Below are 25635 nucleotides of genomic sequence, written 5' to 3' on the forward strand. Positions count from 1 at the left end.
AAGAAACATTTGAAGAAATGTGCCCATCCCTGTAGGATGGTCCAGAGAGAGAATGATAAGCTAGTCCCGTAGCTCAGTTGGTTAGAGCACTACACTGATAATGTAGGGGTCAGCAGTTCAAATCTGCTCGGGACTACCATAAAACGATACGGGGAATTAGCTCAGCTGGCTAGAGCACCTGCCTTGCACGCAGGGGGTCATCGGTTCGACTCCGATATTCTCCACAGGTCTGCCCGAACACCAAGATATTGTGTTCATTATAAGGGCGACAAAGAGTTCTTTGACATATTGAAAGAAAAAAATTACAAGAGAAGACAACAGTAGAGACAATACTGTGATGTGTTCGATGTATTATGAAGACCCTCGGTCAAGGCCGAACGGATTAATGCGTAGCATCATGGTTATATATATCAAAAAGCAACCCATAGTAGCAAAAGGGCTATGAGGTGAAGAAAGTAAATAAGGGCACACGGGGGATGCCTAGGCTCTCAGAGGCGATGAAGGACGTGATAAGCTGCGATAAGCTTCGGGGATTAGCAAATGTGAGTTCGATCCGAAGATTTCCGAATGGGGCAACCTAGCATACTGAAGGTATGTTGTATAATACGCGAACGCGCTGAACTGAAACATCTAAGTAGGCGTAGGAGAAGAAAATAATAATGATTTCCCAAGTAGTGGCGAGCGAACGGGAAAGAGCCCAAACCATTGATGTTACGGCATCAGTGGGGTTGTAGGGCTGCGAAGTGGCATTAGCAAACAGAAGTGGAATGGGATGGGAAGCCCAGCTATAAACGGTGATAGCCCGGTACACGTATAGAATGCTAGCCTAGCAGTACCCTGAGTACCGCGGGGTCGGAGACGCCCTGTGGGAATCTGTCAGCACCATCTGATAAGGCTAAATACTCCTGAGAGACCGATAGTGAACTAGTACCGTGAGGGAAAGGTGAAAAGAACCTCGAACAGAGGAGTGAAAAGAACCTGAAACCGTGTGCTTACAAGCGGTCGGAGCTGCCAGGTGCAGTGACGGCGTGCCTTTTGCATAATGAGCCTACGAGTTACTCTTGTCTGGCAAGGTTAAGTGGTTCAGCCACGCAGCCGAAGCGAAAGCGAGTCTTAATAGGGCGCATAGTCAGATGAGGTAGACGCGAAACCTTGTGATCTACCCTTGGGCAGGTTGAAGTTGCAGTAACATGTAATGGAGGACCGAACCGATAAACGTTGAAAAGTTTTCGGATGACCTGAGGGTAGGGGTGAAAGGCTAATCAAACTGGGAAATAGCTCGTACTCCCCGAAATGTTTTTAGGAACAGCGTCGGCATAGAGTCTTATAGAGGTAGAGCTACCGATTGGGTGCGGGGGAGTCAAATCCTACCAAATCCAGACGAACTCCGAATGCTATAAGATATGGCCGGCAGTGAGGCTTTGGGTGCTAAGGTCCAAGGCCGAGAGGGAAAGAACCCAGACCATCAGCTAAGGTCCCTAAATATACGCTAAGTTGAACTAACGAGGTCCGGTTGCCTAGACAGCTAGGATGTTGGCTTGGAAGCAGCCATTCATTTAAAGAGTGCGTAACAGCTCACTAGTCGAGCGGCCGGGCGTGGATAATAAACGGGCATCAAGTGTATTACCGAAGCTATGGATTTGTATCATTAGATACATCTGGTAGGGGAGCATTCTATTTACGGTGAAGCGATCTGGTAATGGGTCGTGGAGTGCATAGAAAAGCAAATGTAGGCATAAGTAACGATAAGGCGGGTGAGAAACCCGCCCACCGAAAGACTAAGGTTTCCTGATCAACGCTAATCGGATCAGGGTTAGTCGGGGCCTAAGGCGCATCCGAAGGGAGCAAGCCGATGGACAACTGGTCAATATTCCAGTACTTTTTATAACTGCGATGTGGTGACGGAGTAGTGACACTGCCGCGAACTGACGGAATAGTTCGTTGAAAGGCGTAGGTATAGGGACGGTAGGCAAATCCGCCGACCCTGCTGAAACCCAATAGTACAGCAAAGCTTCGGCGGCGTTGATAGAGCAGGTAAACAGACTTCCAAGAAAACCCGCTAAGCTTCAGGTTATAAAAACCCGTACCGTAAACCGACACAGGTAGTCGAGGAGAGAATCCTAAGGTGCTCGAGTGAATCATGGCTAAGGAACTCGGCAAAATGGCCCTGTAACTTCGGGAGAAGGGGCGCTTCCTCCAGCAATGGAGAAGCCGCAGTGAAAAGGCCCAGGCGACTGTTTAACAAAAACATATGGCTTTGCAAAATCGAAAGATGAAGTATAAGGCCTGACACCTGCCCGGTGCTGGAAGGTTAAGAGGGGATGTCATCGTAAGAGAAGCATTGAATCGAAGCCCCAGTAAACGGCGGCCGTAACTATAACGGTCCTAAGGTAGCGAAATTCCTTGTCGGGTAAGTTCCGACCTGCACGAATGGTGTAACGATCTGGGCGCTGTCTCAGCCATGAGCTCGGTGAAATTGTGGTATCGGTGAAGACGCCGATTACCCGCAACGGGACGGAAAGACCCCATGCACCTTCACTATAGCTTAACATTGGAATTGGGTACAGGATGTGTAGGATAGGCGGGAGATGTTGAAGTGGCTTCGCTAGGAGTCATGGAATCAACCTTGAAATACCGCCCTTTCTGTATCCGGTTTCTAACTCGGTTATATCGAGGACATTGTTTGGTGGGTAGTTTGACTGGGGTGGTCGCCTCCAAAAAGGTAACGGAGGCTTTCAAAGGTAAGCTCAGTACGCTTGGTAACCGTACGAGGAGTGCAATGGCATAAGCTTGCTTGACTGTGAGACCAACAAGTCGAACAGGGTCGAAAGACGGACATAGTGATCCGGTGGTTCTGTATGGAAGGGCCATCGCTCAAAGGATAAAAGGTACGCTGGGGATAACAGGCTGATCTCCCCCAAGAGCTCATATCGACGGGGAGGTTTGGCACCTCGATGTCGGCTCGTCACATCCTGGGGCTGGAGAAGGTCCCAAGGGTTGGGCTGTTCGCCCATTAAAGTGGCACGCGAGCTGGGTTCAGAACGTCGCGAGACAGTTCGGTCCCTATCTGTTGTGGGCGTTGGAAGTTTGAGTGGATCTGTCCTTAGTACGAGAGGACCGGGATGGACTGACCGCTGGTAAACCAGTTATGCCGCCAGGTGTACGGCTGGGTAGCTACGTCGGGAATAGATAAGCGCTGAAAGCATCTAAGTGCGAAACTAGCCACGAGATGAGACTTCCTTATAGGGCCGTAGAAGACTACTACGTCGATAGGTTGCAGGTGTAAAGGTAGAGATACCATAGCTGAGCAATACTAATCACCCGAAGCTTTCTCAAGCAACGCAGACACTGTTGTCTTCCTCTTTTAGTTTTTCTTTCAATTGTCTATAGATCAGATGGTCACTTTATCCATAATGGATAGTGTTGCTATATTCTGATAACCTTATTTTAGGTGCCTATATCGGCGGTGTCTACCTCTTCCCATTCCGAACAGAGAAGTCAAGCCCGCCAGAGCCGATGGTATTGCCGTAACAGGTGGGAGAGTAGGTCGGTGCCTTTTTTTATACAGAAGCCCTTGCAGGATAGCAAGGGCTTTTTTGTGTTCCGTATTTTCTGGGGGAGAGCACGGCCGGACCGGACATCACCCAGCAACCGATGGCCTTGCCTCAAAACACTGCAATGGACTGGAAATTAGGTCGGTACCATTTCCTGGCAGTTATCGGTGACCATCCCAGGGTCACGTTCTCTTGGACACATTATCCGATATCTCTGTCTTTTATATATTACTAAGGTAGATTTCTCTCCCTTAACACGGGCTATCGACACTTCTCTGCCTGTAAAGTGCCCTGCAGCTTTGCCCACCAAGTAGGTCCTAAATCTTATCTTAACATTAGAAGCCCATAATAACAGTTATGGTTATATCCCTCCTGCTTTTGGAGCATATCGGGTCCGTAAGGATCACTGATTTTACCCTTGAAGCTCGCAATAGCGGGTGGTGGCACTCTCATTTTGTTAAGCAACCATATGTTGTTTGTAAAGGATACAGCTTTATATATAACGGGGTCAGCAATGTACTATAGTCCTTTTTACTTTGTTAGATAACGTTTTGGGATTTAAACAGAGTCTTCACAAAGCTTGCCCCTTGAATTTTCTGAAAAGTTGGTATACGGGATATTCGCTGTTATCTGCATAAGCATACCTAACGTTTTCTCTAGTCGACATGCAGTCAATCGTTTACTTTATATTGATATTGGGAACGACCGGGTACGAAATATTTTTTTGTAGGAGGGGTTGTCATTTTAAGCTTATTTTCAAATATTAGAGTAGGTGATGACTTGGTGTAACTTATTGGTTACTAGAATTTGAGCTTGTTGTCGTGGTTATGGCTGCTCTGCAAACGGTTGTTTATTTTAAGCAATCGTTTGCTTTGATATTTTATTTTTAATTATCGATTTTCTAGTGTATTCTTGTTATAGAAAAGGTCGTAGACCAATTCTATAACTAATTATTGAACGACTGGTATCACTAGGTTTGATAATCATTTCAAAGACTGTTTAGTTTGTTTTAAAATAGGTGATTTTAGAGGGGCTTTCTATAGCCCCTTTAATTTTGTATGTAAATTATATCTATCAAATATGAATGCTAATAGAAGAGATTTCTTGAAGAAAGCGGGTATTTTATCATCTGTTGCGATGACATTACCAACTTTAAATACCAATGCGTTTGCAGCGACAAAATTCAATATGTCGGGTTTTGTAGCTCCAAAAATTGATAAAGTACGTGTTGCTGTTATTGGGTTAGGGATGCGTGGTCCAGGTGCTGTAGACCGTTTATCATACATTGAAGGTGTTGAAATTGTGGCTTTATGCGATAAGCATGCTGACCGTGTTGAACGTGCTCAAGGTATATTACGCAAAAAATCATTGAAAGATGCAAAGTCTTATTCCGGTGAAGACGGATGGAAAGACATGCTAAAGAATGAAAAATTAGATTTAGTATATATTTGCTCGCCTTGGGATTATCATGCTCAAATGAGTATTGGTGCAATGAAAGCTGGTGCGCATGCTGCTTGTGAAGTGCCTATTGCATTAACAGTAAAAGATTGTTGGGAAGTTGTTAAAGTTTCGGAAGAGACAAAAAAGCATTGCATGATGTTGGAAAACTGTTGCTATGACTTCTTTGAAATGTTAACATTGAATATGGCACGTCAGGGCTTATTTGGTGAAATCCTACATGGTGAAGGTGCATATATCCACGATTTATTGGACTTGAATTTTGCGAAAAATGGTTACGATAACATGTGGAGATTACGTGAGAATATTAAGCTGAACGGTAACTTATATCCTACGCATGGTTTAGGTCCTGTTGCGCAATGTATGAACATTAACCGTGGTGACAAGATGAATCATTTAGTTGCTATGTCTACTAATGATTTTCAAATGGGTGCTAAGGCGAAAGAATTGGCAGCAACAGATTCTTTCTATCAAGAATTTGTGGGTAAAAGCTTCAGAGGTAATATGAATACAACTTTGATTCGTACTGAATTGGGTAAAACAATTATGTTGCAACATGATGTTACTTCCCCAAGACCTTACTCTAGATTACATACGTTAAGTGGTACTAAAGGTTTTGCGCAGAAGTATCCTGATGAGAATATTGCTTTTGGACATGAATTTATCTCTAAGGATAAATTAAAAGAACTGTATACAAAATACACACCTGAATTAGTGAAATTCATTGGTGAGCAAGCAAAACAAGTAGGTGGTCATGGTGGAATGGATTTCATGATGGACTGGCGTTTAATTGACTGTTTACGTAACGGATTACCTTTGGATCAGGATGTATATGATGCTGCTTCATGGAGCTGTATCGTACCATTAAGTTTTGATTCGGTTAAACGTGATTCTAGAACTGTAGATATTCCTGACTTTACAAAAGGTGCTTGGAAGACCAATACCCCAGTAGATATTACATTGAATGGTGGTGGTACTACTAAAATCCGTTCAAAAGAAGGTAAAGTAAGTGGTGTTCAATTAGGCGTATAATCTTTTTGTCCCAAAGAAGAAGGAGAACAGCTAACTGTTCTCCTTTTTTATTTTAGGTTATTTTCAGTTCTTGTTTAAAAATGTATAAATTGTATCTTTATTTGATATTCACCTACTCATGAACACGAAATTATTCTTATTTACCCCATCTTTTTGTTTATTGCTTTCATGCTTTAGCAATAGCGAGCCGAAGGGCCAAACAGCTGATCTTTTTGTCTCCCAAGATTCTTCTCGTTGTTATATGGCAGCTCATATCCCATCACGGTTTTCGGATTCAGATACTGCGCACCATATTGTAGAAGGTGCTGGTATCGATAAGGTCAAGATGGTACATGTCGCTGGTGGTTATTTCATGATGGGGTCGAATGATTTTGCAGATGCTAAGCCTGTTCATGAAGTTAAGATAGCAGATTTTTTAATTGATGAACATGAAGTTACGAATGGTCAATTTGAGAAATTTGTGCAGGCTACAGGTTATGTAACTCTTGCGGAGAGACCTTTGGATCCAAAAGAATTTCCAGGTGTAGATCCCAATATGTTGAAACCAGGTTCAGCAATTTTTTCACCACCTAAAGAGGTTCAAGGTTTGAACAATCACCTACAATGGTGGTCTTATGTGGTCGGAGCCAACTGGAGGCATCCTGAAGGGCCAAATAGCAGTATTCAGGGCAAGGAGACCTTTCCAGTAGTGCATATTGCTTACCAAGATGCTGAAGCGTATGCGAAGTGGACAGGAAAGCGTTTACCGACAGAGGCAGAATGGGAGTATGCCGCACGCGCCAGAACTTCAAATCCAATGACCTATTATTGGGGAAATGAATTGTTGGATAATGACCGTTATCTGGCGAATATTTTTCAAGGGGAATTCCCGGTTCTCAATACGAAGTTAGATGGTTATATCGGTACTTCACCAGCTAAAGCTTTTCCTTCCAATGCTATTGGTCTGTATGATATGGAAGGTAATGTCTGGGAATGGTGTGCGGATTATTATCGTCCGGATTATTACGCGAATAGCACGGCCGATAATCCCAGTGGTCCGAAGGACTCTTATGACCCTGATGAACCCGGTGCTGTAAAACGTGTACAACGTGGAGGTTCATTTCTCTGTAACGACCAATATTGTGAACGTTATAAAGCAGGGAGCAGGGGTAAGGGTGAGATTAATAGTCCGACGAACAATGTCGGATTTAGATGCGTCAAGGATATATAGATTCCGAAGAATTTTATAAATACAAAAAAAGCCTTCTTAAATTAATAAGAAGGCTTTTTTTGTATAAGTGATTTGTGCTTATTTCGATAAGAACATCGATTTTTTAGCAACTAAATCTCTAAAGTAAGGATCATTTAAATCTTTGATGAAACGGATGGCTTCACCTGTCGATTTCATTTCTGGTCCTAATTGTTTATCAACTTCAGGGAATTTAGAGAACGAGAATACAGGTTCTTTAATTGCCCAACCTTGCAACTTGCGCTCGATTTTGAAATCTTTCAATTTGTTTACACCCAACATGATTTTTGTTGCGATATTGATGTAAGGTACATCGTATGCTTTAGCGATAAAAGGAACGGTACGTGATGCACGTGGGTTAGCTTCGATTACATATACATTTTCACCTTTTACTGCGAATTGTATATTTAATAAACCGCTTACGTTTAATGCTTTCGCTAATTTAATAGAGTACTCTTCCATTTTGTCTTGTACAGACTGTGATAAGCTAAATGGAGGTAATACTGCGTAAGAGTCACCTGAATGGATTCCTGCAGGCTCGATGTGCTCCATCATACCAATGATGTGTACATCTTCACCATCACAGATTGAATCTGATTCAGCCTCTTCAGCACGATCCAAGAAGTGGTCAATTAAGACACGGTTTCCAGGAAGGTTTTTCAATAAATTGACTACTGCTTTCTCCAAGTCATCATCATTGATCACGATGCTCATTCCTTGACCTCCTAATACATATGACGGACGTACAAGAACTGGGTAACCTACTTCATTCGCAACTTTGATTGCTTCTTCTGCAGATTCAGCAACACCATATCTCGGATATGGAATATCTAATGATTTTAATAGATCTGAGAAACGACCACGATCTTCGGCTAAATCCATATTTTGGAAGTCTGTTCCGATAATCTTAACGCCTAATGCTTCTAATTGATCCGCCATTTTAAGAGCTGTCTGTCCACCTAATTGAACGATTACACCAACTGGTTTTTCTAATTCAATGATTTCGCGAACATGCTCCCAGAATACAGGCTCAAAGTATAATTTATCAGCCATGTTGAAATCTGTTGAAACAGTTTCAGGGTTACAGTTCACCATGATGGCTTCGAATCCAGCTTCTTTAGCTGCCAATAGACCGTGTACACAAGAATAATCAAATTCGATACCTTGACCAATACGGTTTGGACCTGAACCTAATACGACGATTTTTTTCTTGTCAGATGGTACAGATTCGTTTTCTTCCTCAAACGTAGAGTAGAAGTAAGGAGTTTGTGCAGGGAATTCCGCAGCACATGTATCAACCATTTTGTAAACACGGCTGATGCCTAGTGCTTTACGACGGTCGTATACTTCATCTTCTGTTACATTTCCTAATAACCAAGAGATCTGAATATCTGAATAACCTTTTTGTTTCAAGGTCATGAAGAAATCTTTAGGGATATTATTTAATTGGTAACGACGAAGTTCTGTTTCTAAAGCTACTAATTCTTGAATTTGTACTAAGTACCATTTATCGATGCGTGTTGCTTTGCGGATTGATTCCAAAGGAACTCCTAATTCGAAAGCATCTTTTATATGGAATAGACGGTCACCACTTGGATGCTCTAGACTATACATGATTTCTTCTAAATCGCGTAATTGACGACCATCGGCACCTAAACCAGCACGGTTTGTTTCTAATGATTGACAAGCTTTCTGAAGTGCTTCGATAAACGTACGGCCGATTGCCATTACCTCACCTACTGCTTTCATTTGTAAGCCTAATTCCGTATTTGCTCCTTTGAATTTATCAAAGTTAAAACGAGGTACTTTAACGATTACATAATCTAAAGTTGGCTCGAAGTAAGCTGAAGTTGTTTTCGTGATTTGGTTTTGTAATTCATCCAGATTGTAACCAATTGCTAATTTAGCAGCAATTTTTGCAATCGGGTAACCAGTCGCTTTAGAGGCTAGCGCTGAAGAACGGGATACACGTGGATTGATCTCAATAGCGATAATGTCTTCGTTATCCGGATTAACAGAGAATTGTACGTTACAACCACCTGCAAAGTTACCAATTGAGCGCATCATCAAGATTGCTTGATTACGCATGTCTTGGTAGCACTTATCGGATAAAGTCATCCCTGGAGCAACTGTGATAGAGTCACCCGTGTGGATACCCATCGGGTCAAAGTTCTCGATTGTACAAATGATGATGACGTTATCATTGGTATCACGTAACAACTCTAATTCGAATTCTTTCCAACCTAAAACGGCCTTCTCAACTAAAACTTCGTGAGTAGGAGAAGCGCTTAAGCCTCTGCTTAGTGCTGCGTCAAACTCATCTTTCGAGTGTACGAATCCACCTCCGGTACCTGCTAGCGTGTAGCTAGGACGGATAACCAATGGATACCCAATTTCTTGAGCAGCTTCTTTACCTTCTAAGAAAGAGTTGGCGATTTTCGAAGGTGCTACACCTACACCGATATCGATCATTAATTGACGGAACTCTTCACGGTTTTCTGTTTTTTCAATTGCAGCAACATCAACACCGATAACCTTAACGTCATATTTTTCCCATAACCCGATGTTTGAAGCTTCGATACATAAGTTTAACGCTGTTTGGCCTCCCATGGTAGGCAACACGGCGTCAACATTATTTTCTTTGAGAATGTCTTCAATACTTTCTACCGTTAAAGGAAGTAAATAAACGTGGTCTGCAATGACTTTATCAGTCATAATCGTTGCAGGGTTCGAGTTGATGATGGAAACTTCAATGCCTTCTTCTTTTAAAGAAAGGGCTGCTTGAGATCCCGAATAATCAAATTCACAGGCTTGTCCAATGACGATTGGACCTGATCCAATGATTAAAACCGATTTAATGGAGGTGTTTCTTGGCATTATATCTAGTTCAAAAAATAAAATTTCAAAGTATGAACAAAGACAATCAAAAATGCGCTTCGAGAAGGGTATATTCCGACCGCTTTGTCGGAGTGCAAAATTACATCATTTTATTTGATTTTCCGCTATTTATTTTCAGATAAATCATTTAGGGATGATATCGCTCTAAAAATAAGAGAAGCGGTATCTGTTTAAACGCCGCTTCTCTTGCTATATTGATGCTATTAATAGACGATAAGTTCGTCAGCAAATAAAAATCCTCTTTTAGGGTTTGTAGCAATTACACGAACATATCTTGCTTGCTGTGCTTTTGTCAATTTGAGTTCAAAACGTTTAAACGTTAAAGTAGGATCTTGGTCTGATATATCGTTTTGCACAATGCCAACTTCTCTGAATGTACGGCCATTCTCGGATAATAAAACCTTAAACTCTCCGGGCATATATACACCGGGACCTGTAATTTGCATGAAGTTCATTGCCACGCTATTGATTTCTTCGCGACGCTCTAAGTCAACGACAACATCGAGATCCTTTAAAAAACCTTGCCATTGTCCATCTTGATAGGTTAATCCACCTTTGACACCATTGGTCAATGTCAACTCTTTCTGTGCTGGATATCCATCATCCCACTTGTTATTATAAGTAACCGTTTTTCCTATGGCTTTATGTACATCCAGTTGGATGGTCTCAGTAGGCCCTACCTGGATAGAATCTAAGAAATATGCTGCCTTGACAATCGTTGGAGTAGCGAGATCAAAGGAGTTGTTATAAGGGGTGGATTGATAAGTTGGTTTTGATCCATCGATGGTATAGCGGATATCGCTTGCATGTAGCTGTTCCGTGCTTAGCGTAACTATATTTGTATTTTTCGCTTCGTCAAAATCTACGTTAGCTTTTACATTGTAAGAAGGACGATAATAATTGATATCAAAATGTTGCAAAATTTTATAATGTGACTGTAGTCTTTTATGGAAATTCGGCCAATTTTTCAATTCTGTTTTTGTCCATACCACTTCTGCTAAAGCTAAAGCTCTTGGAAAAGCCATATACTCCAGTTGTTGGTAGTTGGGCATATACTCTGCCCATAGATTCGCTTGAGCACCTAATACATGCTTGGCTTTATCTTTTTCGATATCAGCCGGGATGGGGTTGTATTCATAAACCTTGCTGATGGGTAGGTAACCACCTATCGTTTCCGGTTGCGTCCTAGGGTCCGTCTGGTAGGAGTCAAAATAAAGGTGAGAGCCAGGTGTCATAATCACATCGTGACCTGCGTTAGCGGACTTAATGCCCCCTGATTCGCCTCTCCAACTCATGACCGTTGCACCTTTCGTTAATCCCCCCTCCAATATCTCGTCCCAGCCTATGATCTTGCGCCCTTTTGATTGTACATACTCATCGATTTGTTTGATGAGATAACTTTGTAGTTCTTCTTCAGATTTTAGTCCTTCTTTTGCTTTTAAAGCTTGACACTTTGGACAATTTTTCCAATGTTTCTTGTCAGCTTCATCACCCCCAATATGGATGTAAGGCGAGGGAAAAATAGCAATCACTTCATCCAATACATTTTTTAAGAAGGTATAGGTTTTTTCATTGCCGATACATAATTCTGATTGTGTATATGGTAGTCCTGAGCAGGACAATTCTGGGTAAACGGCAAGAACTTCCTCGGAGTGACCGGGCATTTCTATTTCTGGAATGATATTGATTCCTTTTGCTGCGGCATATTCGACCAATTCTCGTGCTTGTTGTTGCGTGTAGAAACCACCGCTTGCATTTGGAGTGCCGGCATCAACATATTGACGGCCATTGTTCCACCAATCTTTCCACTTGACATGTGTACGCCACGCAGCTTTTGCCGTCAATTCTGGATACTGATTGATTTCTAACCTCCATCCGGCTCCATCAGTAAGGTGCCAATGCAAATTGTTAAATTTGTAGATGGCCATGATATCCACAAATTTCTTCATAATGGGAAACGGAATAAAATGACGTGAAGGGTCTAAATGTAAACCTCTATAGGAAAAGCTTGGTTGGTCTTCTATATCAACAGCAGCGATTTGGGATGGGTCATCTTGTAGATAGCCTAATTGGACTAGCGAATAGATGGCATTGATCACTGGCGCCACCTCATGCGCAAGAATAAGGATTCCCTTTTCATTGATAGCGATACGATATGCAGCTTTATCCAATTTATCGGTGTCTTCGGCTTTTAAAATCCGAATACCTTCTTTTGGTGCTCTTTTGATTTTTTTTACGATTTCAGTAGTGACCGATTCAATCGCAGGGTGCTCCGTTAGTAACTGACTAGCAGCTAAAAAATCTTGTGAAACGTAGATCTTTGGGGCAGCAGGTATGTGGTAGGTACCAATAGCGAGCGTAAGGCTGGCTGGTTTCGGTATTAAGTCAAAATTTTGTTGAGCAAATATATTTAGGGGTATCATTCCCGCTAAAAGTACCAAAGTTATTGAATGGCTAAATCGCATATGAATTGGTATTAAATATGATGTAACTACAAATATCATAAAAAAAACGATACGTTTAACATAAATGGCTTGTTGGGTCTGCAGATATTATGATAGTATTCCTACAAAATGTCGATTAAAAATTACATTTATAATCATTAACTTTGCCTTATGATTGAACTTCCAGTTATTCCTGCTACACAAACACAGCGTAAGCCAGATTGGTTGCGTGTAAAATTGCCAGTTGGTAAAGAATATAGACATGTCAGAGGATTAGTAGATGAGCATAAGCTTCATACTATTTGCGAAAGTGGAAACTGTCCGAACATGGGTGAGTGTTGGGGTGCAGGAACGGCTACTTTCATGATTTTAGGTAATATTTGCACACGTTCTTGTTCGTTTTGTGCTGTATCAACAGGACGACCGAAAGCTGTTGAGTTAGATGAGCCTGCACGAGTTGCAAATTCGGTTAAATTAATGCAAGTGAAACATTGTGTGATCACTTCGGTGGATCGTGATGACCTGAAAGATGGTGGTTCTATCATTTGGGCTGAAACAATCAATGCTATCCGTCAAGAAAGTCCTACAACAACGTTGGAAACATTGATTCCTGATTTTAAAGGACAATGGGAGAATCTTGATCGCGTATTGGCTGTTCGCCCGGAGGTTGTTTCACATAATATTGAAACAGTTCGCCGTTTGACTCGAGAAGTTCGTATCCAAGCAAAATATGACCGTTCATTAGAATGTCTTCGTCGTATTTCTGAGGCTGGTTTACGTACTAAATCGGGTATTATGTTAGGTTTTGGTGAAACTGAACAGGATGTTATCGAGACGATGCAAGATCTTTTTGATGTTGGTGTTGATATTTTGACCATCGGTCAGTATTTGCAACCGACTAAAGCACATCATCCCGTTATAGAGTGGGTAACCCCAGCTCAATTTGATAAGTATAAAGAAATTGGTTTGAAAATGGGTTTCAAATATGTAGAGTCAGGCCCGTTGGTCAGATCATCTTACCATGCAGAGAAACACCTTTTTGATATGCAATAGCAAATAAATATAAAAGATTGGAATGCCCTTAATATGTACATATTAAGGGCATTTTTTTGATGTAATATCATTAAAAATTATCATATTTAAAGTATGACAGTATTGGAGCATTTCAAAAGCCTTTATTCAATTGATGACGACTTAACGTTCTTATTTTCTCAAATCATTGAAACAAAAGAATTTCAAAAAGGTGATATAATCTTTGAACCGGATAGTTACCTGAAATATATCTATTTTATAGAGACTGGTCTAACTCGGATTTTCTACTACAAAAATAATAAAGATATCACCCATTATTTTTTCGGACCAAATACCTTTAGCACAGGTATTGAAAGTGTTTTCTATCAGAAACCATCGCTCTTCGGGTTTCAAGCACTAACGAAATGTAAAATTTCTTTTATACCCTTTCAACCTATTTTTGAATTAGCAAAGACAGATATTATCGTCAATCAAATCATTCAAAAAGCATTATTGGATTCATTGATAAGTTTTTCAAATCGTTTTTACAATACGCAATTCCAGACCGCATTAGAACGGTACCAGTTACTTTTAGAAGAAACACCAGAACTCCTACAGAATGCTTCTTTGGGACATATTGCCTCTTATTTGGGTATTTCCCAACAAACATTATCGGTTATTAGAGGGCAAGTGGTTTGATTTCTTCTCTTTTTAAGATATCTTAAAAATTATGACGTAAAACATACGCACATTTGTATTGTTAATATTGATACTAATCGACCCTTAAAAGAGTTATGAATATGTTATTTAAAAAAATTTCATGCTTGCTATTTTTATTGCCATTCTTTCATCAAAGCAATTCCTTTGCGCAGCAAGGAATAAGCTCGCAGTTGAAAGAACCTATCCAAAAGGCAATTAGGAATAATAGCGATATTAAGAATAGTTATTTAGAAAATCAGAAGACGCTTTTAGATAAGAATACTGTTAGCGGAAAACTATTACCTCATGTGACTGCGATGGGGATGTATGGTTATCTAAATAGCACTGGCGAGTTGGATCTTCCAACAAGAACATTACCGATACTGGGCCTGAATCTTTTTGAAGGTGCTCAGAAATTCAATACCTCATCTCAAGTGGGGTTTGCAGGAGTAAATGCTACGCAGGTAATTTTTAGTGGATTACAGATAACGAATGGAAAAAAAGCTTTAGATGAAAAGTTTAAAGCTCAGCAGTTGATGACCGAAGCGGGGTATGAAGGTCTTGCTCAAGAAGTGGTACAGACTTTTGATCAAATTATGTTATTAAAAGAAGTTGATGCCCTGATTGCTGATTCGGAGAAAAGATTGAATAAAGAACATCAAAAAGTTGTCAAAGCGATTGAGAATGGTTTAGCTATACCCTATGATCGTGATAAGATCAAATTGGCAATGCTGGAATTAGAAAGTAAGAAAGCCGAATCTCAAAATAGCGGTGAGCTCTTATATTTTAAATTAGAAGAACTGACAAAGATGACCGTTGATAGCCTTAAGCTTGTTAGTTATCCGCTTGAATTGGTTTTAGTTGATCCTGTACAGCCACCGGTGGAGAACAGGAAAGAGTTGCAAGCTTTGGCGAGTTCTCAGCGCGCTTATGAATATGTATTGAAAAAAGAAAAGGGTGCTCGATTACCTCAAATCTTTGCATTTGGTAGTGCTTTTTATCTCAATGCGTTTGATACCAAATTTAAGTTCAAAGATGTGCCGCTTACAGGAGATGTAAATCTAAGTGCGAATCATTTTCAACTGGCTCCAGGTTTTGCTATAGGTGTAGGGGCTAAGTGGGATGTATTTGATGGTAATCAACATCGTAACAATATTAAAAAAGCAAATCTTGATCTGATCATGAATCAAAATAAATGGAATGATACGAAAGATAAATTACTGCTTTTGCAACGCAAAACAAATTCGGATTACCAATTGTCGATGAAAAAGATGGCAGTACATGAACAGCAGATTAAAATTGCCAATAATAATCTTGCTCTTGCAGCAAAGCAATTTGAAGCTGGTTTAATAGATGTCACGGAAAGATTAAGTGCGGAAAACGAATTGTATAAGCAATCGCTGAGTTTTTATAATCAATTGTTGGTACAACGTAGCGCTGTTTTAGAATTATTAACATCACAAGGAAGTCTTTATCAATCATTAGTCAAGTAATTATGAGAAAATTTATATATATCCTAGGCGTCGCGGCATTAATACAAAGTTGTGGTCATGATACTCCTCTCAAAAATTCTTTTGAAGGAAAAATTGAGCGGGATCAAATTGCTGTAACAACGAAAATTCCTGGAAAAGTACATCAGATATTAGTAAGCGAAGGAGATGTTGTACAAGCTGGTGATACTTTGATGATTCTAGAATTTCCTGAGGTTGAAGCAAAGTCTATTCAAGCAAAGGGTGCGCTTGAGTCTGCTGAGGCCCAATATAAAATGGCTGTAAAAGGTGCCACCGAAAACCAGTTGAAACAGTTGAGAGCTAAGCGAGATGGACTACGCGAACAGTATGAATTTGCACAGAAATCTTTGGCACGGATGGAAAACTTGATTAAAGATTCTTTGATTGCACAGCAAAAATATGACGAAGTCTATATGAAGTTCCAAGGTGCTAAAAATCAATATTTAGCCGTTCAGGCCGAGTTGGCAGATGCGGAAAATGGTTCACGTATAGAACAGCAAAAAATGGCGTTGGGCCAAAAAGAAAGAGCAATTGGTGCTGTCTCCGAGGTCGATGTAGCGACGAAAGAACGTTTTATCTTAGCTCCTCAGAATATGACTATTGAAACGATCAATTTGAAAGTAGGGGAACTTGCTTTGGCAGGTTATAGTTTGCTTTCGGGCTACTTGGTGGATGGGACATATTTTAGGGTGACGATTCCTGAAAGACAATTGCAAAACCTAACGGTGGGTAGTAAACAAGAACTTTTGTTTCCTTATTTAAAAGGTAAAAAAATAGAAGCGGAAGTGGTCTCTATCAAAGCCTTAAATTCTTATGCCAATATTGCTACAGCCTATCCTGATTTTGAGCAACAAGAATCCTTGTTTGAAGTGAAATTGAAAGCAGTTCAGTTGGATGATGCTCGAAAACTTCTAACAAAAGCAACATTTATCCTTCATCTCGACACTAGTAAATAAGTATTATGCGTACATTCTTATCCTTATTGAAACGGGAATTTCAGCTTTTTTTTCAAAACAAAGTTTTGTTAATGCTTTTTTTAGGAGCACCGGTTTTATATGGTGTTTTGGTTGGCGCCGTTTATCAAAAAGGGAAAGTGACTGATTTGCCTATCATCGTTGTAGATGAAGATAGAAGTCCACTTAGTCAACAATTGATAACCATGTTTAATGAAAGTGAGGTCATATATGTCGCGGCGATATTGCCGGATGCTTTCAATGCAAAACAGGAAGCATTGAATAAAGAGGCGACTGTTGTTGTTCAGATTCCCAAGAATTTTGATGCTGATGTTAATTATAACCGTCCTACGGAATTGACTTTGTTTGTTAATGCATCCAATACGTTGACGTCCAATTATGCAAGTATGGCGGCCAATGTCTGTGCAGCCACTTTAAAGGCCGGGATTCAAATAAAAGCACAACAGAAAAAAGGCGTGCCGGAATATATCGCGACACAACAGTATGAACCTTTTAAGACAACTATCATACGCCAGAATATCAAAAGTGGCAACTATTTATACTTTATGCTTCCTGGTGTATTGCTGACTGTGCTTCAGCAGGTGATGATGTTAGCTTTGGCCTTAAGTTTCGCTTCGGAATTTGAAAAAGGTACTTTTGCAAATTTGGTGTCTAAATCTTCTAATGTATTGCTATTGATTTTTGTTAAAATAGCACCCTACCTGATCATGTCTGTTGGAATTTATATTCTTTATTACGGATTTTCAATATTTTATAGGATGCCATTGGAAGTGCAAATGGGTCCATTTTTGCTGGGATCGCTCTTGTTTCTCCTTGCGGTTAGTTTTATCGGGATACTTGTAAGTATCCTTATTCCGAGTCAACTTAAAGCAACGGAAATATTGATGGTTATCGCTACCCCTAGTTTTATATTGAGTGGATTTACATGGCCGCTGAGTCAGATGCCTGATTGGGTCGTCCATATATCTAAATTGATTCCTTTGACACATTATTTGGAAATTTTTAGAGTTCTTGTGATTGAACATGGGACCGTTGCCAATGTTAGGTCATCCATAATTGCTCTAGCGGTGACTAGTGTCATTTGCTTGATCCTTTCATTTGTTTTATTGTCTCTAAAAGTGAGGAAACTAAAGAAGGATAATCTATCAGCGGATATAAATGAGGATTAATGTGTAGTAATAAATGGATATCTGGCGAAATTGTGCGCGCTTAAGTATACAGTTTTAGCTTCCAATCCATATTAAACATAAAATTCTACAAGGATATCATGGTATTATTATTATGAATCAATAATAATATTTATTCAATATCAATGTATTGAAAATAAGTTAATTACATTATTAATATCTGTTTTTGTGGCACTTTGTTTGAGCGATTTTAATCAGATAATATAAATCACATTCAATTATAGATACCATGAAATATACGACATTAGTTGCAACCTTAGTTGCTATAGTAACATTGTCCGGTGCAGCATCGGTCTCTGCTCAGCAAAAGCATCCTGAGAAGGTTGTTAAACAAACTGAAACAAAGGTAAAGCCGGCAATACCACTTAAATCTGCGCCGGTAGTAGTGAAAGATTCCACAGAAAAAAAAGCAATAGATCGAAAAGTAAAAAAAATAGTACCTAAAGCTAAACCATCAGGTAAATAGCTAGAAAAACAACATCATATGGGAGAAAGGTTTTACGCACATTAGGTAAAACCTTTTTTTTTCTTTTTCTACGACTATTCGTATCGTTAAAGATGTGTTAATGTGTTGTAGTCCAGTTTTTTTGGCATTTAGTTTGAATTCCTGATTATGGTTTTATACTTAGAAATTTTGGGTTATGGATACCTTGAATTATTTTAAAAAAATGACAGCATTAGCTGCATGTGTTTAAAATAACATGTGTATAGGATTTATCCCTTTCGGTAAAAGAGGAGGGCTATTAAACCATCAAAAAAGGCTATTCGAATATATCGAACAGCCTTTTTCTTTTTCAAAAATCAAAATAAATGATTAGCAGTACTCGTCAAATGCTGCAGCTAAATTATCAGCAATCATTTGTGCAGAGCGACCCTCAATCATATGTCTTTCTATCATGTGTACTAATTTGCCATCTTTGAATAATGCCATTGCTGGAGAAGATGGAGGATAAGGCAACATATAGTTTCTTGCTTTATCAACAGCCTCTTTTTCCATACCTGCAAAAACAGTTACAAATTTAGTAGGATGTTTTTCATTTTTCACTGCTGCTTTAGCTGCAGGACGCGCATTTGCTGCTGCACAACCACATACTGAGTTTACAACGACAAATACAGTGCCTTCAGTAGCGATAGCCGCATCAACTTGCTCTGCAGTTTTTAATTCTTCGAAACCTACATCTGTAAGCTCTTTACGCATTGGTTCTACTAAATATTCTGGATACATAATGTTCTTTTTTTAAATTTAATAGTACAAATATAACGCTTGTTTAGAGGTAAGTCAAGACATTAGTCTCAAAACAATGTCAGAATTTCGCAGCTTTCAAATTCAACGTTTTGATTTAAAGGTATTGAATGGTATTTTTGTTTAATAAATTTTAAATCTAAAAAGAAGAATAATATGTCATCAGTAGCAAGTACATACGTACCATACAAAGTGAGGGATATCAGCCTTGCTGAATGGGGTCGTAAAGAAATAGAATTAGCGGAAGCTGAAATGCCGGGTTTAATGAGCCTTCGTGCTGAGTTTGGTGCCGCAAAACCTTTAAAAGGTGCGCGTATTGCGGGTTGCCTGCATATGACTATCCAAACAGCAGTTCTCATTGAAACTTTGGTAGAATTGGGTGCTGATGTTACATGGTCATCATGTAATATCTTTTCTACACAAGATCATGCTGCTGCTGCGATTGCCGCTGCTGGTATTCCTGTATATGCTTGGAAAGGTATGACTGAAGAAGAATTTAACTGGTGCATCGAGCAAACCTTATTTTTTGGTGAGGAACGTCAACCCTTGAACTTAATCTTGGATGATGGTGGTGACTTGACCAATATGGTGTTTGATAAATATCCGGAATTGATTGATGGGATCAAGGGTTTATCTGAAGAAACGACGACTGGCGTTCACCGTTTGTATGAACGTATGAAGAATGGTACATTACATTTGCCTGCTATCAACGTAAATGATTCGGTTACAAAATCTAAGTTTGATAATAAATACGGTTGTCGCGAGTCATTAGTAGACGCTATCCGTCGTGCAACAGATTTGATGTTGGCTGGTAAAGTTGCTGTTGTAGCAGGTTACGGTGATGTTGGTAAAGGTTCTGCTGAGTCCTTACGTTCTGCTGGTGTACGTGTTATCGTAACTGAAATTGATCCTATCTGTGCCTTACAAGCGGCTATGGAAGGATTTGAAGTGAGGAAATTTGCTGATGCTGTAAAAGAAGCTAATATCATCGTTACGACTACAGGTAATAAAGACATCGTTCGTGCTGAGCATTTCAAAACAATGAAAGATAAAGCCGTTGTTTGTAATATTGGTCACTTCGATAATGAAATCGATGTTGCCTGGTTAAATGACAACTACGGTGATACAAAAATTGAAATCAAACCTCAGGTAGATAAGTACACGATTGATGGTGTAGATATCATTTTATTAGCGGAAGGAAGATTAGTGAATTTAGGTTGTGCTACGGGACACCCTTCATTTGTGATGTCTAATTCATTTACTAACCAAACGTTAGCGCAATTGGAATTGTGGACGAATACTGGTGCTTATGAAAATCAAGTGTATACACTTCCAAAATATTTGGATGAGAAGGTGGCACGTTTGCATTTAGCACATATCGGTGTTGAACTGGATGTGTTGACTGAAGACCAAGCTTCTTATATTGGAGTTACGGTTGATGGTCCATTTAAAGCAGATGCTTACCGTTACTAGTAGCTACTTAGATTACCTAAAAAAGGCGCTATCATACAATGATAGCGCCTTTTTTTGAGCTATTTATTGGAGGCCCATACAAGCTTTAGCTGCCTTTACCGCATTTTCAAAACGGGCATTGCCCAATCCTGAAATAATGGTATATGGTGCTTGCAAGTGATCTAATTCCTGTTTCCAAACTTCCATAAAGTGTTCTCTTTGTTCGGGGAAATCGCGTAAAGGGTCTTCTTCCCAAGGCAAATCGATATCCATGAGGAGGTAGAGGTCATAAGGACGTTGCTGTATTTCGTCCTTTACTTCTTTTGGAGTATCTCCAAATAGATGATCACACCATATTTTGACCGTCAAAATAGTTGTGTCACATATCAATACATGATTAGCAAGTGGGATTAAAGTGTCTTCAAGTGCGATCTGCCCATAATACATGTTGACCTCATCTTGCAAGGTATATTCATTATGTAAATTTTTACAATAGGCGCGTGCAAATTCCGGAACACACACCGTATTAAAATGTCGTGCTATAGCCTGTGCAATAGTTGATTTTCCTGTTGATTCAGGTCCGACAACTGCGATTTTGATTAAGTCTGGATTTGATGTACTCATTTGTGAGTATAAAGTTAGGCATCTTGGTCGGACATTGTTACATAAAATTACGATAAGTGGCTTTCCAATCTCTATAGCCATGCCATGCAATCCATGCAAAAGCTAAGTATAATAGGGCGGTAAGCAATAAACCTTTGTGAAAATATAAGGGAATGTAGCAGATGTCCACAAAGATCCATAATAGCCAATTTTGCACTATTTTACGAGTCATTAGAAATTGTGCTACAAAGCTTACTGCTGTGCAAAAACCATCGATATAAGGTACGTCGGAATCTGTCATTCTTTGTAGAAATGTACCGAGTATGGCCGTGAGGATGATAATAATAAGAACAGTCAAACCCATTTCACGATTATTAAAAGAGACGATCGGTTTACTTTTATCGGCCTTGTTTTTTGACCAATAATACCAGCCGTAGAGCGCAGTGCCTAAGAAATAGAGTTGCAATACAGCATCCCCATAAAGTTTGCTGTGATAGAAGATATAACCATATGTCAGCACACTGATGGCGCTGATGGGCCAATTGAGGATATGTTGTTTGGCCGCCAGATAAACACATAGGAAACCCGTGATGGTACCTATCCATTCGAGCATGGAGGTTTGAGCAAATTGTTGTACGATCTGCTGAATAAGTGCTGGCATATCTTTCTTGTTTTCGCAAATAAAGATACAAATTTAGCGATACTACCCACCGTTGACATTCGGTATCAGCGCTAGCAGTAGGATTTTACTTGTCCATACTCCTCTTATTGCTTTGCTGATATGAATTTATAGCTATACAGTAAATCCCTGAATAGATCGTGTCGATCACTACGTGGATTTTGCATCAGCAAATTCTCCTATTGCTGCATGGGTATTCCGAATAAGGGAACTCTGCATAAAGTCCCATTCATCGCCTATTATTGGACCTGTTTATTGGCACATGTCGTACTGGCAAATGATTCTGGTTTTGCCTTAAATACAAATCCCATCCCCATGATATAACCCATGGCTTCTTTTAATGCGATGTTAGATTGAAAATTAGGATTGGTATTGATGTCGGCATGAACTTCTAGGTCGACTTGATATTGCTCTAAGAGTGGACAGAGCGCATAAGCTACTTCTATGGATTTTTGGACTTCAAGTAGCATACGCTCTTTAATTCCCATAAGGTGAGTTCTTTTGTCTTTATGGACAAACATAAAACCACCTCGACGTTCTCTGAGGAAAACAATGACAGTAGCAAAGTCAATTGTTCCTCTTTTTATTTGGGAGTCTGTTCCGATATAGACTTTCAGCTTATTGCCTAGATTTATTTCCCGTACGATATTAGATTCAACAGCATCCCATATGGATGTTTTGATGTTTTCGCCATTGTATTTTTGCCAAGTCATATATGAATAAGTTAGTTTCTGTAAGATCGTATTTCATTTTGTTGATTAAATTTACTGATATATAATGTGTTAAGCGTATTGCGAGGTGTTAAGTTTTTACTATTAAATTATAAAGATTAATGCTTGCTTCCATAAGCTAGATCACCTGCATCTCCCAATCCAGGTACAATGTAAGCTTTGCTGGTCAATTCCTTGTCAATAGCACCAACCCAAATAAAAGCTTTTGGTAAGAAAGCTTGTACATGTCTGATGCCCTCTTCCGAAGCAATAGCTACCACAATATGCAGCTCCCTAATTGCATAATCACTGAGTAGGTCTTTACAACATAAAACTGCACTTTTCCCTGTCGCAAGCATCGGGTCGGAAACGATTACAATTTTATTATCGAGGTCGGGAGTATTGACATATTCTTTATGAATTTCAAATTCACCACTTTTCTTAGTATGGCGATAGGCCGCAATAAATGCACTATCCGAACGGTCGAAGACATTCAAAAGCCCTTGATGTAAAGGAAGTCCGGCCCGTAGAATAGTTGCTAAGACGGGTTGGTCAAGAAGCATTTGTGTATTGGCAATCCCTAATGGTGTTTCAATATCTACAGGGCCATAAGTCAGTGTTTTACTAATCTCATAAGCGAAAATTTCACCTAAACGTTCCAAGTTACGACGGAAGCGCATACGATCTTTCTGAATATTGGCATCACGTAATTCTGCAATATATTGATTCGCGATACTGTTCTTGGTACTGAGTATATTGAGCATATGATATAGATTAAAGTGATTACAGCAATTTACACAAATATTCTTATTTATCGATTGATTTGGAGGAAATAGTCCAGTAATTTTCAACAGGTTGAAAATTATAAATGCCTCATTTATTTTGATTAAATTTGTAATACTTGAATAAGATTTTATGAAGTTTCAACTTACGTCTGAATATAAACCTACCGGAGATCAACCCGCTGCTATTAAGGAATTGGTGCAGGGACTTAACGATGGTGAGCAATACCAAACACTTTTAGGAGTTACTGGGTCAGGTAAAACTTTTACTGTGGCGAATGTAATCCAGCAAACACAAAAACCTACCTTAGTACTCAGCCACAATAAAACTTTAGCAGCACAGCTATATGGGGAGTTTAAACAATTTTTTCCTGAGAATTCGGTCAATTACTTTGTCTCTTATTACGATTATTACCAACCTGAAGCATTTATCGCTTCATCCAATACTTATATTGAAAAAGATCTAGCCATCAATGAAGAGATTGAAAAGCTACGTCTAGCAACGACTACGGCTTTGATGTCCGGACGTCGTGATATTGTTGTCGTATCTTCTGTCTCCTGTATCTATGGTATGGGAAATCCGGAGGATTTCTCGCGTTCGATATTTCGCTTTGCTGTTGGTACGGTAATTTCAAGAAATGCTTTTTTACATCGTTTAGTCGAAATCTTATACGCACGTACAACAACTGAATTTAAAAGAGGGACTTTTCGTGTCAAAGGGGATACCGTTGATATTTATCCAGCATATTTAGATTTTGCCATTAGGGTATCGTTTTTCGGTGATGAAATCGATGAGCTGAGTGAAATCGATCCATTGTCTGGTAAGACTTTAAATAAAATGGAGGATCTAGCACTTTTCCCTGCTACACTATTCATCACGCCAAAGGAAAAATTCACTTCATCTATTTGGGCAATCCAAGATGAGATGATGCAGAGAAAGATACAATTGGAAGATGAGGGCAAAATGCTCGAAGCGAAACGGTTGGAAGAACGGGTGAATTATGATCTAGAAATGATGCGTGAGCTGGGCTATTGTTCTGGAATTGAAAATTACTCTCGCTTCTTTGATGGACGTGAACCTGGGATGCGTCCCTTCTGTCTGCTTGATTATTTTCCTGAAGACTATTTACTTGTTATTGATGAAAGTCACGTAACGATTCCGCAGCTACGTGCGATGTATGGTGGAGACCGTTCTCGAAAAATTGCTTTAGTTGAGCACGGATTCAGATTGCCCGCAGCACTTGATAATAGGCCTTTAAATTTCCCTGAATTTGAGTCTTTGACTAATCAGACCATTTATGTTTCTGCGACACCAGGAGATTACGAGCTGGTGCAAACGGAGGGTGTTTTTGTGGAGCAGGTTATCCGACCAACAGGCTTACTGGATCCTATTATTGAGGTGCATCCTGCCATTAATCAGGTAGATGATTTTCTCGAGGAGGCAGATAAGGCTATTAAAGCTGGAGGACGTGTACTGGCAACGACTTTGACGAAACGAATGGCAGAAGAGTTGACCAAATATATGACTAAGCTGAATATTAAAGTACGCTATATTCACTCTGAGGTAAAAACTTTAGAACGTGTAGAAATTCTTCGCGGACTACGTCTAGGTGAATTTGATGTTCTGGTTGGTGTTAACTTACTGAGGGAAGGACTTGATTTACCTGAGGTAACATTGGTAGCGATATTGGATGCAGATAAGGAAGGTTTTTTACGTTCGCAAAGGTCATTGATCCAGACGATCGGTCGTGCTGCGCGTAATGACAAAGGTCGTGTGATCATGTATGCCGATCGGATGACAGATAGTATGGCCGCCACTATTGAGGAAACCAATCGACGACGTGAGAAGCAAATGAAGTACAATGAAGAACATCATATTACGCCTAGAACAGTTGGTAAAACGAAGGGGGAAATCATGGAACAAACTTCTTTATCAGATTTTAATGGTCTTGAACAGCAGATCTATGTGGAACCAGATCCATCTGTGGCCATTGCTGCAGACCCAGTGCTCCAATATTTGGGGGAAAAAGAACTGAAGAAAGCGATTGAAACCGTTCGCAAAAAAATGGAAAAGGCGGCGAAGGAAATGGACTTTTTGGAAGCGGCGAAGCTGCGTGATGAAATGTTCTCGCTCGAGAAAACATTTGATGAACGATTTAAATAAAAAAAG

At 39.8% G+C, this 25635-nt stretch carries 17 protein-coding genes, 2 tRNA genes and 2 rRNA genes; 14 read left to right on the forward strand and 7 right to left on the reverse strand.

Translation table 11 applies throughout. The annotated features are described in order from the left end of the window. Positions 1-62: 62 nt before the first annotated feature. The 6 genes from KO02_RS02780 to KO02_RS02805 all read left to right on the forward strand — a co-directional run bounded on the left by KO02_RS02780 (position 63) and on the right by KO02_RS02805 (position 7254). Positions 63-139 (forward strand) — tRNA-Ile (locus tag KO02_RS02780). A gap of 11 nt (positions 140-150) precedes the next feature. Then, a tRNA-Ala gene (locus tag KO02_RS02785) sits at positions 151-224 on the forward strand. A 225-nt stretch (positions 225-449) separates the two neighbouring features. After that, positions 450-3336 (forward strand): 23S ribosomal RNA (locus KO02_RS02790). A 111-nt stretch (positions 3337-3447) separates the two neighbouring features. Then, positions 3448-3559 (forward strand): 5S ribosomal RNA (gene rrf, locus KO02_RS02795). Between the two features lie 1075 nt (positions 3560-4634). Beyond that, complete coding sequence (locus KO02_RS02800) at positions 4635-6044, forward strand: Gfo/Idh/MocA family protein (RefSeq protein WP_038695655.1); 1410 nt, start codon at positions 4635-4637, stop codon at positions 6042-6044. A 118-nt stretch (positions 6045-6162) separates the two neighbouring features. After that, on the forward strand, positions 6163-7254 hold the full coding sequence (locus KO02_RS02805) for a formylglycine-generating enzyme family protein (RefSeq protein ID WP_038695657.1): 1092 nt from the start codon (positions 6163-6165) through the stop codon (positions 7252-7254). A gap of 78 nt (positions 7255-7332) precedes the next feature. On the opposite strand, the gene carB is transcribed toward KO02_RS02805, so the two are convergent. Both carB and KO02_RS02815 read right to left on the reverse strand, forming a co-directional pair. Continuing rightward, on the reverse strand, positions 7333-10149 hold the full coding sequence (carB, locus tag KO02_RS02810; protein WP_038695659.1) for a carbamoyl-phosphate synthase large subunit: 2817 nt from the start codon (positions 10147-10149) through the stop codon (positions 7333-7335). Between the two features lie 224 nt (positions 10150-10373). Next, entirely contained in the window at positions 10374-12635 is a 2262-nt protein-coding gene (locus KO02_RS02815) for a family 20 glycosylhydrolase (RefSeq protein WP_038695661.1), read from the reverse strand. A gap of 150 nt (positions 12636-12785) precedes the next feature. On the opposite strand from KO02_RS02815, the gene lipA reads away from it, so the two are divergent. The 6 genes from lipA (at position 12786) to KO02_RS02845 (ending at position 18462) form a co-directional block, all read left to right on the forward strand. After that, entirely contained in the window at positions 12786-13667 is an 882-nt protein-coding gene (gene lipA, locus KO02_RS02820; RefSeq protein WP_038695663.1) for a lipoyl synthase, read from the forward strand. A gap of 93 nt (positions 13668-13760) precedes the next feature. Beyond that, positions 13761-14324, forward strand: coding sequence for a Crp/Fnr family transcriptional regulator (locus tag KO02_RS02825; protein ID WP_051959744.1), 564 nt, complete (start codon positions 13761-13763; stop codon positions 14322-14324). A gap of 101 nt (positions 14325-14425) precedes the next feature. After that, positions 14426-15817: a TolC family protein gene (locus tag KO02_RS02830; RefSeq protein ID WP_038702035.1), complete on the forward strand. Its 1392-nt coding sequence runs from the start codon at positions 14426-14428 to the stop codon at positions 15815-15817. A 2-nt stretch (positions 15818-15819) separates the two neighbouring features. After that, positions 15820-16791 carry an HlyD family secretion protein gene (locus KO02_RS02835; RefSeq protein WP_038695665.1) on the forward strand — a complete coding sequence of 324 codons (972 nt, stop codon included), beginning with the start codon at positions 15820-15822 and terminating at the stop codon, positions 16789-16791. 71 nt (positions 16792-16862) lie between these two features. Then, positions 16863-17978, forward strand: coding sequence for an ABC transporter permease (locus KO02_RS02840; RefSeq protein ID WP_235212336.1), 1116 nt, complete (start codon positions 16863-16865; stop codon positions 17976-17978). Between the two features lie 247 nt (positions 17979-18225). Next, positions 18226-18462, forward strand: coding sequence for a hypothetical protein (locus tag KO02_RS02845; protein WP_038695669.1), 237 nt, complete (start codon positions 18226-18228; stop codon positions 18460-18462). A gap of 348 nt (positions 18463-18810) precedes the next feature. Here KO02_RS02845 and KO02_RS02850 read toward each other — a convergent pair whose 3' ends face one another. Beyond that, on the reverse strand, positions 18811-19221 hold the full coding sequence (locus KO02_RS02850; RefSeq protein WP_021190642.1) for a BrxA/BrxB family bacilliredoxin: 411 nt from the start codon (positions 19219-19221) through the stop codon (positions 18811-18813). A gap of 174 nt (positions 19222-19395) precedes the next feature. Between KO02_RS02850 and ahcY the strand changes: the two genes are divergently transcribed. Continuing rightward, complete coding sequence (gene ahcY / locus KO02_RS02855) at positions 19396-20712, forward strand: adenosylhomocysteinase (RefSeq protein ID WP_038695672.1); 1317 nt, start codon at positions 19396-19398, stop codon at positions 20710-20712. A 63-nt stretch (positions 20713-20775) separates the two neighbouring features. Here the strand turns inward: ahcY and KO02_RS02860 are convergent, their stop codons facing one another. The 4 genes from KO02_RS02860 to upp form a co-directional block, all read right to left on the reverse strand. Continuing rightward, positions 20776-21315, reverse strand: coding sequence for an AAA family ATPase (locus KO02_RS02860; RefSeq protein WP_038695674.1), 540 nt, complete (start codon positions 21313-21315; stop codon positions 20776-20778). 37 nt (positions 21316-21352) lie between these two features. After that, positions 21353-21955, reverse strand: a complete 603-nt coding sequence (gene pnuC, locus KO02_RS02865) for a nicotinamide riboside transporter PnuC (protein ID WP_038695676.1) — start codon at positions 21953-21955, stop codon at positions 21353-21355. Between the two features lie 257 nt (positions 21956-22212). Further along, complete coding sequence (locus KO02_RS02870; protein ID WP_038695678.1) at positions 22213-22686, reverse strand: ribonuclease H-like YkuK family protein; 474 nt, start codon at positions 22684-22686, stop codon at positions 22213-22215. A gap of 116 nt (positions 22687-22802) precedes the next feature. Then, on the reverse strand, positions 22803-23447 hold the full coding sequence (gene upp / locus KO02_RS02875; RefSeq protein ID WP_038695680.1) for a uracil phosphoribosyltransferase: 645 nt from the start codon (positions 23445-23447) through the stop codon (positions 22803-22805). Between the two features lie 151 nt (positions 23448-23598). Here upp and uvrB point away from each other — a divergent pair, with 151 nt between their 5' ends. Beyond that, positions 23599-25629 carry an excinuclease ABC subunit UvrB gene (uvrB, locus tag KO02_RS02880; RefSeq protein WP_038695682.1) on the forward strand — a complete coding sequence of 677 codons (2031 nt, stop codon included), beginning with the start codon at positions 23599-23601 and terminating at the stop codon, positions 25627-25629. The last annotated feature ends 6 nt before the right edge of the window (positions 25630-25635 follow it).

Origin of the sequence: Sphingobacterium sp. ML3W (genome assembly GCF_000747525.1) — a bacterium.
GTDB lineage: Bacteria > Bacteroidota > Bacteroidia > Sphingobacteriales > Sphingobacteriaceae > Sphingobacterium.